At 67.4% G+C, this 12,618-nt stretch carries 12 protein-coding genes; 9 read left to right on the top strand and 3 right to left on the bottom strand.

Annotated features, from left to right (window positions below; translation table 11 throughout):
- Positions 1–72 precede the first annotated feature (72 nt).
- From ACIBK2_RS42835 to ACIBK2_RS42815, 5 genes are all read left to right on the top strand, one after another.
- Positions 73–732: a PadR family transcriptional regulator gene (locus tag ACIBK2_RS42835; protein WP_396976475.1), complete on the top strand. Its 660-nt coding sequence runs from the start codon at positions 73–75 to the stop codon at positions 730–732.
- A 182-nt stretch (positions 733–914) separates the two neighbouring features.
- Positions 915–2,120 (top strand): FAD-dependent oxidoreductase, encoded by a 1,206-nt coding sequence (locus ACIBK2_RS42830; protein ID WP_396976473.1) that lies wholly within the window; start codon positions 915–917, stop codon positions 2,118–2,120.
- A 72-nt stretch (positions 2,121–2,192) separates the two neighbouring features.
- A complete protein-coding gene (locus tag ACIBK2_RS42825; protein WP_396976471.1) occupies positions 2,193–2,960 on the top strand; it encodes an ABC transporter ATP-binding protein in 768 nt (255 codons plus the stop codon).
- Positions 2,945–4,510 carry a hypothetical protein gene (locus tag ACIBK2_RS42820; RefSeq protein ID WP_396976469.1) on the top strand — a complete coding sequence of 522 codons (1,566 nt, stop codon included), beginning with the start codon at positions 2,945–2,947 and terminating at the stop codon, positions 4,508–4,510. The genes ACIBK2_RS42825 and ACIBK2_RS42820 overlap by 16 nt, the downstream gene beginning before the upstream one ends.
- 131 nt (positions 4,511–4,641) lie before the next feature.
- Entirely contained in the window at positions 4,642–5,565 is a 924-nt protein-coding gene (locus tag ACIBK2_RS42815; protein WP_396976467.1) for a LysR family transcriptional regulator, read from the top strand.
- A gap of 113 nt (positions 5,566–5,678) precedes the next feature.
- Here ACIBK2_RS42815 and ACIBK2_RS42810 read toward each other — a convergent pair whose 3' ends face one another.
- Positions 5,679–6,470 (bottom strand): helix-turn-helix domain-containing protein, encoded by a 792-nt coding sequence (locus ACIBK2_RS42810; protein ID WP_396976465.1) that lies wholly within the window; start codon positions 6,468–6,470, stop codon positions 5,679–5,681.
- A 129-nt stretch (positions 6,471–6,599) separates the two neighbouring features.
- Here ACIBK2_RS42810 and ACIBK2_RS42805 point away from each other — a divergent pair, with 129 nt between their 5' ends.
- Positions 6,600–7,046: a hypothetical protein gene (locus tag ACIBK2_RS42805; protein ID WP_396976463.1), complete on the top strand. Its 447-nt coding sequence runs from the start codon at positions 6,600–6,602 to the stop codon at positions 7,044–7,046.
- Positions 7,043–8,062: an NAD(P)-dependent alcohol dehydrogenase gene (locus ACIBK2_RS42800; protein ID WP_396976461.1), complete on the top strand. Its 1,020-nt coding sequence runs from the start codon at positions 7,043–7,045 to the stop codon at positions 8,060–8,062. Before ACIBK2_RS42805 ends, ACIBK2_RS42800 begins: the two co-directional genes overlap by 4 nt.
- Here the strand turns inward: ACIBK2_RS42800 and ACIBK2_RS42795 are convergent, their stop codons facing one another.
- Positions 8,063–8,794 carry an HNH endonuclease family protein gene (locus ACIBK2_RS42795; protein WP_396976459.1) on the bottom strand — a complete coding sequence of 244 codons (732 nt, stop codon included), beginning with the start codon at positions 8,792–8,794 and terminating at the stop codon, positions 8,063–8,065.
- A 682-nt stretch (positions 8,795–9,476) separates the two neighbouring features.
- Between ACIBK2_RS42795 and ACIBK2_RS42790 the strand changes: the two genes are divergently transcribed.
- A complete protein-coding gene (locus ACIBK2_RS42790) occupies positions 9,477–10,352 on the top strand; it encodes a haloalkane dehalogenase (protein ID WP_396976457.1) in 876 nt (291 codons plus the stop codon).
- A gap of 46 nt (positions 10,353–10,398) precedes the next feature.
- Here the strand turns inward: ACIBK2_RS42790 and ACIBK2_RS42785 are convergent, their stop codons facing one another.
- The gene (locus tag ACIBK2_RS42785; RefSeq protein ID WP_396976455.1) at positions 10,399–11,328 is read right to left on the bottom strand and encodes a TetR/AcrR family transcriptional regulator C-terminal domain-containing protein; all 930 of its coding nucleotides are present in this window, start codon (positions 11,326–11,328) and stop codon (positions 10,399–10,401) included.
- 116 nt (positions 11,329–11,444) lie between these two features.
- Between ACIBK2_RS42785 and ACIBK2_RS42780 the strand changes: the two genes are divergently transcribed.
- Complete coding sequence (locus ACIBK2_RS42780) at positions 11,445–12,584, top strand: FAD-dependent monooxygenase (protein WP_396976453.1); 1,140 nt, start codon at positions 11,445–11,447, stop codon at positions 12,582–12,584.
- The last annotated feature ends 34 nt before the right edge of the window (positions 12,585–12,618 follow it).

Genomic DNA, 12,618 nt, shown 5'->3' with positions numbered 1-12,618 from the left:
ACTCCCGCCACGAAACCCCCTTGCCTCACGAATACTCGTGCACGTATATTCGTAGACGAGTAAGGAGGTGCGATGGCCACGAAGCGCAAGGTGAACAACCTGCTCGCTCTGGCGGTGCTCTCGGCGATGGTCGACCGGCCGAAGCACCGCTACGAGATCGCGCAGACGCTGCGTGACCGCGGCAAGGAACAGGACATGGCGATCAAGTGGGGCTCGCTCTACACGGTCGTGCAGAGCCTGGAGAAGGCCGGCTTCCTGGAGATCGTCGGCAGCGAGCGCGACGGCGCGCGGCCGGAACGGGTGATCTACCAGATCACCGAGGCCGGACGCGCCGAGCTCACCGACTGGACCAAGGAATTGATCGCCGTGCCGGAACCGGAACAACACCGGTTCGTCGCGGGTCTGTCGATACTCGGGGTGCTGCCGCCGGACGAGGTGATCGAGTTGCTCAGCAAGCGCATCGACGCGCTGAGCCAGATCATCGGCGGTGTGCGCCGGGAACTCGACAAGGTCTTGGCCATGAAGCTGCCGCGACTGTTCATCGTCGAATCCGAATTCGGCCTCGCCATGCTGGAAGCCGAAATGGCCTGGGCGCGTTCGTTCCGCGACGAGATCGCGGACGGCACGTTCCCCGAGGTCGACTGGTGGCGGCAGGTGCACGCCGACGCGATACCACCCGCGGAAGTCATTGCCTACGTGGAAAGGGGGCTGGCCGAACCGGAACCGTCCTGACACGAGACCAGGCTCGGCGGGGTGCGGCAACACCGCCGCCGAGCCCGATTGAACAGTCTCGAACCGCGCCCGCATGCGCGCACCCGGCTACAAGGCTGGCAACCACAGGATAACTGGGTGCGTACTGCACGGGTTGGTTCGGGGATTCGAAAAATCCGCAACACACGAACCTGGAGACACCCATGTCCAAAACACAGACCGCACTGGTCATCGGCGGCGGCATCGCCGGACCGGTCGCCGCCACCGCCCTGCTGAAGGCAGGCATCGACGCCCGGGTCTACGAGGCCTATCCCGGCGCGTCCTACAACATCGGCAGCGGGCTCGCGCTCGCGCCCAACGGCATTGCCGCCCTCGACGTCATCGGGGCAGGCGACGCGGTTCGCGATATCGCGCTGCCGGTGTCCAAGATGGGCATGTCGATCGGCGGCAAGAGCATGTTCCTGCCTGGACTGGAAGGGATGCCGCCACTGCAATTGGTCGATCGCGGCGAACTGCACCAGGTGCTGCACAACCACGCGGTCGCCGCCGGCGTCGGCTTCGAGTACAACAAGCGCCTGGTCGACGTGGTCGAGGACGAGTCGGGCATCACCGCCCGGTTCACCGACGGCAGCACGGCCACCGCCGATGTGCTGATCGGGGCCGACGGCATTCGTTCGACGGTGCGCGACCTGATCGATCCGAACGCGCCGGGACCCGACTACACCGGCATGCTCGGCTTCGGCGCGATCATCGACTACGACGGCGACGTCGAGCCCGAATCCATGACCTTCGCCTTCGGCAAGCAGGCCTACTACCTGTACGGGGCGCACGGTCCTGGCCGGGTGATGTGGGGCGCCAACCTGCCGCACGACGAGTACCTGTCGCTCACCGCCGCCCGGGCCATCCCGAAGGCGCACTGGCTCGGCATCCTGCGCGAGACCTACGCCGACGACACGCCCGGCGGTGAATTCGCCAGGCGCACCACCGAAGCGGACCTGGAGGTGTCCGGCGCGCTGCACATCATGCCGCCGGTGCCGCACTGGTTCCGCGGCCGCATGGTGCTGGTGGGCGACTCGGTGCACGCGCCGTCCAACAGCTCCGGTCAGGGTGCGTCATTGGCCATCGAGAGCGCCGTCCAGGTGGCCCGCTGCCTGCGCGACCTGCCGACGCCGACGGCCGCGTTCGAGGCCTATGAGCGGCTGCGGCGCAGCCGGGTGGAAGCCGTCGCGGCCCGCGCCGCGAAGACCAACCACAGCAAGACGCTCGGCCCGGTGGGGCGCACGATGATGAAGCTGCTGGCCCCGGCATTCATGAAGATGATGAACGTGGAGAAGAGCATGGGACACGAGCAGCGCTACCGGATCGACTGGGATGCCCCGGCGCAGAAAGAACTCGCGGTAACCGTCTGATTCGCTCGAACCGCGCGGGCTGATGGTCCGTACCCTTGGAGAACATCGATCCGAAAGGACTCCGGGGGAACAATGCAACCTGACCATCAGCCCGCGCTGCACCTGACCGGCCTGTGTAAACGCTTCGGCGGACCGTGGGTCGTCGACAACGTGAGCCTGGCGGTACCGCCAGGCTCCTTCTTCGGCCTGGTCGGCCCGAACGGGGCGGGCAAGACGACGACGCTGTCGATGGCCTGCGGACTGCTCCGTCCGGACGGCGGCCGCGCCGAGATCTTCGGCGCCGACGTCTGGGCCGATCCGATCCGGGCGAAGACCCTGGTCGGCGTGCTGCCGGACGGCCTCGCGCTGCCGGAACGGCTCACCGGCCGCGAATTGCTCACCTACACCGGCCTTTTGCGCGGTATGCCGGAACAGACCGTCGCCGAGCGCGCCGACGAACTGCTCGGCGTCTTCGAATTGACCGGCGCCGAAAAGACTTTGGTGGTCGATTACTCGGCGGGCATGCGCAAGAAGATCGGCCTGGCGACCGCGCTGCTGCACGCGCCGAAACTGCTGGTGCTCGACGAGCCGTTCGAGGCGGTGGATCCGGTGTCGGGCAGCACGATTCGCACCATCCTGCAGCGCTTCGTCGCGGCCGGTGGCGCGGTGGTGCTGTCGAGTCACGTGATGGCGCTGGTGGAGAGCATGTGTGACCGGGTCGCGGTGATCACCGCCGGACGCGTGGTCGCGGCGGGCACGGTGGACGAGGTGCGCGGCGGCACCACCCTGGAGGAGGCGTTCGTCCGGCTGGTCGGTGGCCGGGTCGGCGGAGAGGACGGGTTGTCGTGGCTGGCATCCTGATCCGGCTGCGGCTGCTGCTCACCAGGCGGGCGCTGAACGACGGCTGGCAGGGCTTCAGCTTCGTGATGGGTGTCCTGATCGGCGCCGTCTTCGCGGCCATCACCGCGGCGCTGATCGGGTTCGCCGTGCACGACGGTGACGTCACGACCGGGATCACCGTTGCCGCAACATTTTTCGGGATCTGGACCCTCGGCTGGCTGTGCGGCCCGGTGCTGATCGGCAGCAGCGACGAGACCATTCAACCGGAGCATCTGCGGCTGCTGCCGCTCAGCAGCAGGCAGCTGGCCGGCGGGTTGCTCGCCGCGGCGTTCGCCGGGCCCGCGCCGGTGATCAACCTGATCGCCTTCGCCGGTCTTGTCGTGCTCGCGGCCCAATTGGGTTGGGCGGCAACGCTGGTCGCGGTGGTCGGGATCGTGCTGCACCTGGTGTTCGTGGTGCTGCTATCCAGGGTGGTGCTGGCCTGGGTCGGTGCCGCCATGCGGTCGCGGCGGGGCAAAGACATCGGCGTGTTGTTCGCCGGTCTGCTCGGTGTCGCGTACTACCCGATGAGCTGGCTGATGTCGCATGTGAGTGCGCTGCGCGACCTACCGCCCTGGGCGACTTCGACCGTGCGCTGGCTTCCTTCCGGGTGGGCGCCCGTCGCGGTAGAGGGTGCGGCACAAGAGAATTGGCTGCTCGCAGTGTTGCCGCTGGCCGGTCTGATCGTGGTCTCGCTCGGGCTGTGGCAGGCCTGGGCGGTGCTGCTGGCCCGTCGGCTGACCGCGCCGATGAACTCCGTGGCGGGCAGCACGGGTAGCGGACTGCTCGGCCGGGTGCGCCAGCGCGGACCGGTCGGCGCCGTGCTGATCAAGGAACTGCGCACGTGGTCGCGGGACAGTCGCCGCCGGGCCGCGCTGCTGCCGGTGCTGGTGGTTGGCATCCTGATGCCGGTGTTCCCCGCCTTCCAGGGCAGCGGCACCGGTGCCGTGCCGTTCGCGGGGGTCACCGCGGCTTCGTTCGCCGCGCTCGCCGGAGCCAACATGTACGGCTACGACGGCACCGCCGTCTGGCAGACCCTCGTCACTCCTGGCGCGGTGCGCGCGGACGTGCGTGGCCGCCTGCTCGCGCTGCTGATCGTGCTCGGCCTGCCCACGGTGCTGCTCGCGCTGATCCTGCCGGGTGCGCTCGGCCGGTGGAGCCTGTATCCCTGGGTGCTCTCGCTGTACGCCGCCGCGCTCGGCGTCGGCGTCGGCGCGGCCGTGCTCATCTCGGCGCTCGCGCCCTATCCGATCCCGCCGCGCACCGGGAATCCGTTCTCCGGTTCGGGAAACCCGGGCTGCGCGAAGGTGCTGCTCCAGTTCACCGTGCTGTTCGGTCAGCTGGCCGCGGTGATTCCCGTGCTGATCGTCCTGCTGATCGGCCATTTCACCGAGCTGACGGCCATCGAATGGCTCGCGGTCCCGGTCGGCATCGGCACCGGCATCGCCGCAGCGATCCTCGCCGCCCGCCTCGCGGAGAACCGGCTGATCACCCAGGGGCCGGAACTCCTCGCCGCGGTCCGCCCCAAGTGAACGCCGCACGCTCCTTGATTTCCCGCACTTGAAATCGCCTGCGATTCCCGGTGCGGGAAATCGACAACCGTGCGTGTGGGCGGCTGGTTCGAACGGCAGCGGGCGCATCGGTGGGGCAATAGACTCGACTGGTGAGCGATAGGGATTCTGATGGCAGTCTCGATCTGAATCAGTTGCGCACTTTTCTGGCCGTGCATCGTGCGGGGTCCATCACCGGCGGTGCGCGGCTGGTCGGGTTGTCGCAGCCCACGGTGACCGCGCAGTTGCAGGCGCTGGAGAAGCGGGTGGGGCAGCGGCTGTTCGAGCGACTGCCGCGCGGGGTGGCGCCGACCGCGGCGGCCGCCGAATTGGCCGCGCGGATCGCCGAACCGCTGGACGCGTTGAGTGCCGTTGCCGGACGATCCATTTCCACCGAGGATGAGCCGCAGCCGCCGGTCCGGCTGGCTGGTCCTGCGGAAATGCTTGCGGTGCAAGCAATCCCAGCCCTCGCTCCGCTTATCTCGCAGGGCGTCCGGCTGACCGTGACGGCCGGACTCTCGGAGGATCTGCTGGCCGGACTGCGCGCAGGGAACTACGACCTGGTGGTGTCCACGGTGCGGCCGCGGGGCCGCACCGTGATCGCAGAGGCGCTGACGGACGAGGAATTCGTCCTGGTCGCCGCGCCCGCCGTGGCCGGACGGATCGATACCGCGCGACTGGGCGTCGAGGGCCCGGCCGCACTGGCCACGGTGCCGCTCGTCAGCTACGCGCCGGATCTGCCGATCCTGCGCCGGTATTGGCGACACGTCTTCGGGATCCGGCTGACCGGCGAAGCGGCCGTCATCGTCGCGGACCTGCGCGCGGTCGCCGCCGCGGTCGCCGCAGGCGCGGGCATCAGCGTCCTACCGCGCTATCTCTGTGCGGCCCAACTGAATTCGGGCGCACTGGTCACCCTGCTCGACCCATCGGACCCGCCGATCAACACCGGCTTCCTCGTCCGCCGCCCCGGCCCGGACACCCGCCCGCACGTAGACCTCGTCCACGCCCGCCTACGCACCGCCGCCCGAACCTGGTAGCCGCCGCACCGTTCCCGATTTCCCGCACGGGAAATCGCATGCGAAATTCGGTGCGGGAGATCAGAAGTGGTGCGTCAGATGCTGATGCGGAACTTCGGGCGTTCGACCGGTTGCTAACCCGGCGCCGCGCGTTTGCGCAGGATCTCGGCCGTCTGCTCGTCGGCGGGCAGGAACGCCTCCAGGTGCAGCTCGGCCAGGGTGATGTCGGTGGCCGTGGCGAACGAGGTGAGCGTGGTGATCAGCCGCAGCTCGCCGTCGTCGCTACGCAGCCGCAGCGGCACCGCGAAACCGAGGTGGTCCGGGCCCGGTTCCGCTTGCGGGAGATAGCTTTCCAGTTCGACGATCAACTCGGCCAAGGCCGGATCGGGGCTGCGGGACATTCGCCCGCGCAGGGCCTCGGTCACGTGCTTGCCCCACTCGGGCAGGTTCACCACCCGCTTGGCCAGCCCGTCCGGATGCAGCGCGAGGCGCAACACGTTGACCGGCGACTTCAGCAGCTCGGGCGCGGCACCCTCGGTCAGCACCGTGAAGGCCGCGTTGGCGGCGAGCAGCACACCCCGCGGCTTCACGACGATCGCCGGATAGGGCAGGTGACCGTCCAGAATCGTCGTCAGCGCTTCCCGCACCGGGCCCAATTCCGGTGCATCCAAATCGGATTCGGGAAACGCGGGCGCGTATCCCGCTGCCAGCAGCAGATCGTTGCGCTCCCGCAGGGACAGATCCAGCGATTCCGCGAGCCGCACCACCATGGTGCGGCCCGGCCGCGAACGCCCCTGTTCCAGGAAACTCAGATGTCGCTGCGTGGTGTCCGCGCGGATCGCGAGGTCGAGCTGGCTGACCCGGCGCAGGGTCCGCCAGTGCTTGAGCTCACGGGCGAACCCCGGTGCTTCTATCGCCGTTGTCATGTCCACATTTTGGCCCGACCTGGGCCGGAGTGCGATTCCGCGGAGGGTATGAGCAAGCAGTTGCGCGGTGATTGCGCGATTCCCTCGCGGGAATCGCGCGGTATCGCCGTGATCGCAAAACTATGTCCCATGAGCAAGCAACTGAACGACAACGAGCTAACCCGCTTCGCCCAGCAGTACGCCGCGCAGTGGAATGAGTCCGACGCGGCGCTCCGCAGCAAGCAGATCCGTGAACTCTGGGCGCCGACCGGTGCGCAGACTCTGGTGGATCCGCCGGTGGAAATGCGGGAAGAGGCTGAGCGCCTGCAGTTCCCGATGCCCGCGCTGGAGGTCCGCGGCCATGCGGCGATGGATCGCAGGGTGACTCGGGCCTACGAGATGTTCATCGAGTCGGGTGAGTACGAATTCGCGGTCGAGGAGGCGGCGATCCGGCTGCCCGCCGGGCTGCTCGGCGTGAGCTGGACGATGGTGGCCAAGGCCGACGGTTCGGTCGCCGGTGGCGGCTTCGAAGTGATCGGCCTCGATGACGAGGGCCGGATCCTGTCCGATCACCAGTTCATTGTGGGTGTGCGATGAATGGCATTGCCTACCACCTGGATCCGCTGCGCGGCCTCGACGGCCTGACCATCGCGGCGCAAGATGTTCCCGAGCCCGGTCCGCATCAGGTGGTGATCCGGGTCCGCGCGGCCTCGGTCAACCGCCGCGACCTGATGCTGATGGACGGCGTCTACCCGCTGCCCGCCACCCCGGGCATCATCCCGCTCTCCGACGGCGTCGGCGAGGTGATCGCCCTGGGTGCGAACGTGACCCGGGCCGCGCTCGGCGATCGGATCACCGCGAGCTACTTCGTGCGCTGGATCGATGGCCCGCAGCGGCTGGCCATGGCGGCCGAGCAGTACGGCGCCAACTTCAACGGCCTGCTCGCCACTTACGCGGTGATCGAAGAGGATTCGGTGGTGCACGTGCCCGCGCACCTGACCGACGTGGAGGCGGCGACGCTGACCTGCGCGGGAGTCGTTGCGTGGGCAGCACTTACCAAGCCGGTGCCGGTCGTGCCCGGCGAGACGGTGCTGACGGTGGGTAGTGGAACGGTCGCGCTGTTCGCCGTGCAGCACGCGAAAATGCTGGGCGCGCGGGTCTTTTCCATCACCTCCAGCCCGGGCAAGGCCGAGGGCCTGCGCAAGCTCGGGGCGGACGAGGTGATCGTCTCGACCGAGACGCCGGACTGGGATCAGGCGGTGCGGGACCTGACCGGCGGCCTCGGCGTCGAGCACGTCGTCGACGCGGTCGGGCTGCCGACCTTGTCGAAATCGGTTCGCTCCGGCGGATACAACACGCAGGTCACCATGATCGGCGCGGCGCAGTCGCCGGTGGCCGAGTCGGTCGCCGAGGTGTTCGGTACCCAGTACGCGTCGATCCGCCGGATCGCCGTCGGCAGTCGCACCGACTTCGAGGCGATGAACCGGACGATCAGCGACCATCGGATGCGGCCACTCATCGATCGGGTCTTCCCGCTCGATGAGGCAGTGGCGGCGTACCGGTACTTCCGCGACGACAACCCGTTCGGCAAGGTCGTCGTGACGATGCCCTGACTAGGGGCAGCCGGTGAGTTCCCGTGTCATGGCGTCCTTCTCGGCCTGGGTCACCCAGAGCTGGTAGGCCGCCTTGACCTGAATCTGCCTGGTCAGGTACGCGCACCAGTAGCCCTTGTTCGGCGGCAGCCAGGTGGCGGCGTCGGAGTCGCTCTTGGACTGGTTGGTCGGTCCGTCGACGGCCTGCAGGTTCAGCGGATCGTTGGCCAGATCCTGGCGACGAGCGGCGGAAAGCTGTTGTGCGCCTTTCTGCCAGGCGTCCGACAGCGGGATGATGTGGTCGATCTGCACGTCGTCGGAGGTCTTCGGGCCGCGGACGAACTTGATGGTCTTGCCGGTGTACGGATCGTTCAGGGTGCCGGTGGCGACGACGCACTTGCTGTTGTCCTTGAAGGTGACCTCGGTCATGTCACGCTGCAGAATGTCGTCGCGGGTGTCGCACTTGTTGTGACCACCGGGGACCGACACGTCATCAGTCCAGGCGGTGCCGAATTGCTCACGGGTATAACCAGTTTTGGCGGCGCGGCCGGCCACCCGGATGGTGTCGAGCATGGCGAGCGCGTCGTGGCTCGGCATGCTGGCCGGGGCATTGGCGCAGGCCAGCGCGGATCCGTTGCCGCACGCCGCGTTCGCGCTGGGGGATTCGACTCGGTTCACGTAGTAGTAGGACAGTCCGATGAATGTCGCGATGGCCAGCCCTATCAGAGCGAGCCGCTGAACTGTGAACTTCATCGAGCTTCCTAACGCCAACCACCCTGAACTATATCGGGCGCCAACGTATCCGGAGGGCGAGGTCGCGGAAGTGATTGCGGGGTATGACGTTCCGCACAGGCAAGGGGGGTTGATACATGAAACCACCCTCGAGTCGCCGTGCCGGCGCCGACTCGAGGGTGGCTGATCACGAGGGAGATCGACGGTCGCGCGGTGGGGCGGATGGTTGTCCAGTCCGTATTCCGCACCCGCCGACACCACAGGGCCGATGAGGGAGGACCCGAGGTGTCGAGCCGCGCCGGGCGAGCTCGCTCGTGATGACTAGGGGCAGATCGGGATTCGCTCGGTGTCAGCTGAGAGTGCTACCCACGACTGGGAATTCGCCTCTCGCTCTCGCACCGCTTGTCTCCGTCCCGACCTTGCTTGTTGCTACGTATTGAAACAGTAGATAACGGGGTGTGATCTTGGCAAGTCGGTCGCCCTGATTCGGCAGTATTCTCAGGTTCATTTCAGACTGGTAGCTATATCTACTGGATGCTTACGGATGTGCCGGTCAGTTGCGGGATCGCAACGGTGGGCTCGGAGCGACCTCCGGCCGGTCAAAGCCGTGATGAGCGTCACTTTCGCGGCGGTCACAGTGCGGCGATATCCCGTGTCCAAACCGGGTGAAGGCAACAAAGCCGGACCTTTGGAAGGACAGCTCATGGCTACCGTCGACGTTCTCGACTCGTTCATTTCCTACCGCGACGCGGGCACCGGCTCGGTGCCGGTGGTGTTCCTGCACGGCAATCCCACCTCCTCGTACCTGTGGCGCAATGTGATTCCGCACGTCACCGACCAAACCCGGGCGCTGGCACCCGACCTCATCGGCATGGGCGAGTCCGGCAAGCCTGATATCGAGTACCGGCTCGTCGATCACGCCCGCTACCTCGATGCCTGGTTCGATGCCATGGAACTGGACCAGGTGGTCATCGTCGGCCACGACTGGGGCGGCGCGCTCGGCCTGGACTGGGCCGCGCGGCATCCGGGCCGGGTGCGCGGCATCGCGTTGATCGAGACCTTCCTGCGGCCGATGAGCTGGGACGAGATGCCGCCGCTCGGCGCCGAGCTGTTCCGCAAGTTCCGCAGCGCGGAAGGGGAACGAATGGTGTTGGCGGAGAATATGTTCATCGAATTCAACCTGCCAAGGGGTGTGGCGAACCTGTCGCCCGAGGACCATGAGGTCTACCGCGCGCCCTACCCGACGCCGGAGTCGCGCAAGCCGATGCTGGTGTGGCCGCGCGAGTTCCCGCTCGGCGGCGAGCCCGCGGATGTGGTGGCGATCGTCGAGAACTATGGGCAGTGGGCAGCGCGGACGCCCGAGGTGTCCAAGCTGGTGATGGGCTTGGAGAATGGGGTCGGGCTCGGATCGCCTGAGGTGATCGATTGGGCTGCAAAGACTTTCGCGAGTGTCGAGGTCGAGTCGATCGGACCCGCCGGGCATCACGTGCCCGAGGACCGGCCGGACGAGATCGGTGCGGCGGTGGCGGGCTGGCTGCGGCGGCACGCGCTCGTCGACGCGGCGGCCGTCATCTCCTGAACGGCCTTGCAGCGGGGCCGGTCGCGACCGGCCCCGCCGCCGTCGATCAGTCGCGCGGCGCGACGAAGGCGGCGAACCCGTCCAGCAGACGGTGCAGGCCGAAGTCGAAGAGCTTGTCGATGTCGAACTCGAAGTCGTTGCGCTCGTTCAAGTTCGCGAGCGTCGGATACCGGCCGCTGGCCAGCAAGTGCTCGTACTCGCGCTCGCGGACCTCCCACGGTTCGACCGGTGTGCCCGCCCGCCGTGCCCCCGTGGCCAGTTCGAGGTTCACCGCGATGCCACGCACGTAGCTGTACAACGAGACGTGCGCGTAGAGCGCGGCATCCGGATCGAGCCCGAGATCGCCGAACGCGTGCACGGCCCATTCGGTGTGGGCCAGCAACTTCGGCGCGGGCTCCGGGTCGTTCACCCACAGGGCCGCGACCACCCACGGGTGCCGGTGGTACATCGCCCATTGCAGGCGCGCAAGGACTTCCAGCCGTTCGCGCCAACCGGCGGGCGGCGGATCGGGCAGTTCGGCTTCCCCGAAGGCCTCGTCGGCCATCAGCAGCACCAGCCGATCTTTGCTGCCCACATGGCGATACAGCGACATCGTCGGCACGCCGAGCTCGGCGGCGACGCGGCGCATCGACAGTGCAGCCATCCCCTCCGCATCGGCGATCGTCATGCCCGTGCGCACCACCAACGCTGCGGTCAGTTCGGTATCGCGGACGTGCTCGCGCGGGGGAGTGGCCTGCGGGGTGTCCACCACGGTGCCGACGCCGGGCACCGCCCGCACCACGCCCTCCTGACGCAGCACGGCGAGCACCTTCGTCGCCGTAGCGATGGCGACGCCCCACTCCTTGGTGATCTGGCGCGCCGACGGCACGCGATCGCCCGCCCGCAGCTCGCCGGAGCTGATCCGGTCCTGGATCTCTCCGGCGATGCGCAGGTAGGGCGGGGTCGAGTCCGCAGCGCCAGCTGTACTAGTACGCATGCGGCCAATAGTAGACACTTCGCCAGCACAATCTCTACTAGTACGGTCTGTACATCGTATTGAGCACCATGTACGTTGTATCTCATCAACGCAATGTGCAGAGAAGTGGGAACGTCATGACGAACAAGAACATCCTGATTTCCGGTGCCGGAGTGGCGGGCCCGGCGCTCGCGTACTGGCTGGGCAAATACGGCTTCACCGCGACGGTGATCGAGCGAGCGGCGGCACCGCGCGCCGGCGGATACGCGGTCGACTTCCGCGGTGCGGCCATGACGGTGCTCGATCGGATGGGCATCCTGGACGAGGTCCGCGAGTACAGCACCACGATCGGCGACAGCGAGGTGGTCGACACCGGCGGCAGGCACGTCGTGACGATGCCCGCGGCGATCTTCGCCGGTGAGCTGGAGGTGCTCAAGAGCGACCTGACCGACATCCTCTACGCCCACACCAAGGAGGAGACGGAGTACCTGTTCGACAACTCGATCACCGCCATCGACGAGGACGCGGACGGCGTGCTGGTCAGCTTCGAACGAGGCGAGCCGCGCCGATTCGACCTGGTGGTCGGGGCCGACGGGTTGTACTCGAAGGTGCGCGCGATCGCCTTCGGTGACCACGCGAACTACATCCACTACCTCGGCCTGTACAACGCGATCTTCGCCACCGACAACTTTCTGAACCTCGACTACGCGGGCCAGGGCTGTCAGTTGGCCAGCGGCAGAACAGCAAATGTGTTCAGCACCAGGAACAACACCGAGGCCCGTGCGTCGCTGTACTTCAGTGCCGACCCGCTCGACTACGACCGGAGCGACGTCGAGGAACAGAAGCGGATCATCGCGGCGCACTTCGCCGGGGACGGTTGGGTGATCCCGCGCCTGCTGAAGGATTTGGCGGCGTCATCGGATCTGTACTTCACCCCGATCAGTCAGGTCCAGATGGACACCTGGTCGGCCGGTCGGGTGGTGCTCCTCGGCGACGCGTGTGCGTGCGCTTCGCCGCTGTCCGGCCGAGGCACCTCGCAGGCCTTGGTCGGCGCCTATATCCTGGCGGGTGAACTGGCCACCGCCGCAGGCGATTACGAAGCCGCGTTCGCCAGCTACGAAAGCCAGCTGCGCGAATACGTGAAAACCAATCAGGCGGGTGCCGTCGAAGTGGTCGGCATGCAGTTCGCCGAGCCGCCGCCGCAGGAGTTCTTCGACGCCATGGCCGCCAATCCGCCGGAGGCCGACCCGGAATTCCTCACCTTGAAGAACTACTGACAAACCGGCTTGCGCCGCAGTGCCGACCAGCCGA

The organism is Nocardia sp. NPDC050175 (assembly GCF_044459885.1).
Taxonomy (GTDB): domain Bacteria; phylum Actinomycetota; class Actinomycetes; order Mycobacteriales; family Mycobacteriaceae; genus Nocardia.
This window is presented reverse-complemented; position numbering and strand designations above follow the sequence as displayed.

Coding starts and splice junctions, on each gene's coding strand:
- ACIBK2_RS42835 (WP_396976475.1), top strand. CDS start 73: ATGGCCACGAAGCGCAAGGTGAACAACCTGCTCGCTCTGGCGGTGCTC.
- ACIBK2_RS42810 (WP_396976465.1), bottom strand. CDS start 6,470: ATGACAACGGCGATAGAAGCACCGGGGTTCGCCCGTGAGCTCAAGCAC.
- ACIBK2_RS42795 (WP_396976459.1), bottom strand. CDS start 8,794: ATGAAGTTCACAGTTCAGCGGCTCGCTCTGATAGGGCTGGCCATCGCG.
- ACIBK2_RS42805 (WP_396976463.1), top strand. CDS start 6,600: ATGAGCAAGCAACTGAACGACAACGAGCTAACCCGCTTCGCCCAGCAG.
- ACIBK2_RS42830 (WP_396976473.1), top strand. CDS start 915: ATGTCCAAAACACAGACCGCACTGGTCATCGGCGGCGGCATCGCCGGA.
- ACIBK2_RS42800 (WP_396976461.1), top strand. CDS start 7,043: ATGAATGGCATTGCCTACCACCTGGATCCGCTGCGCGGCCTCGACGGC.
- ACIBK2_RS42825 (WP_396976471.1), top strand. CDS start 2,193: ATGCAACCTGACCATCAGCCCGCGCTGCACCTGACCGGCCTGTGTAAA.
- ACIBK2_RS42785 (WP_396976455.1), bottom strand. CDS start 11,328: ATGCGTACTAGTACAGCTGGCGCTGCGGACTCGACCCCGCCCTACCTG.
- ACIBK2_RS42780 (WP_396976453.1), top strand. CDS start 11,445: ATGACGAACAAGAACATCCTGATTTCCGGTGCCGGAGTGGCGGGCCCG.
- ACIBK2_RS42790 (WP_396976457.1), top strand. CDS start 9,477: ATGGCTACCGTCGACGTTCTCGACTCGTTCATTTCCTACCGCGACGCG.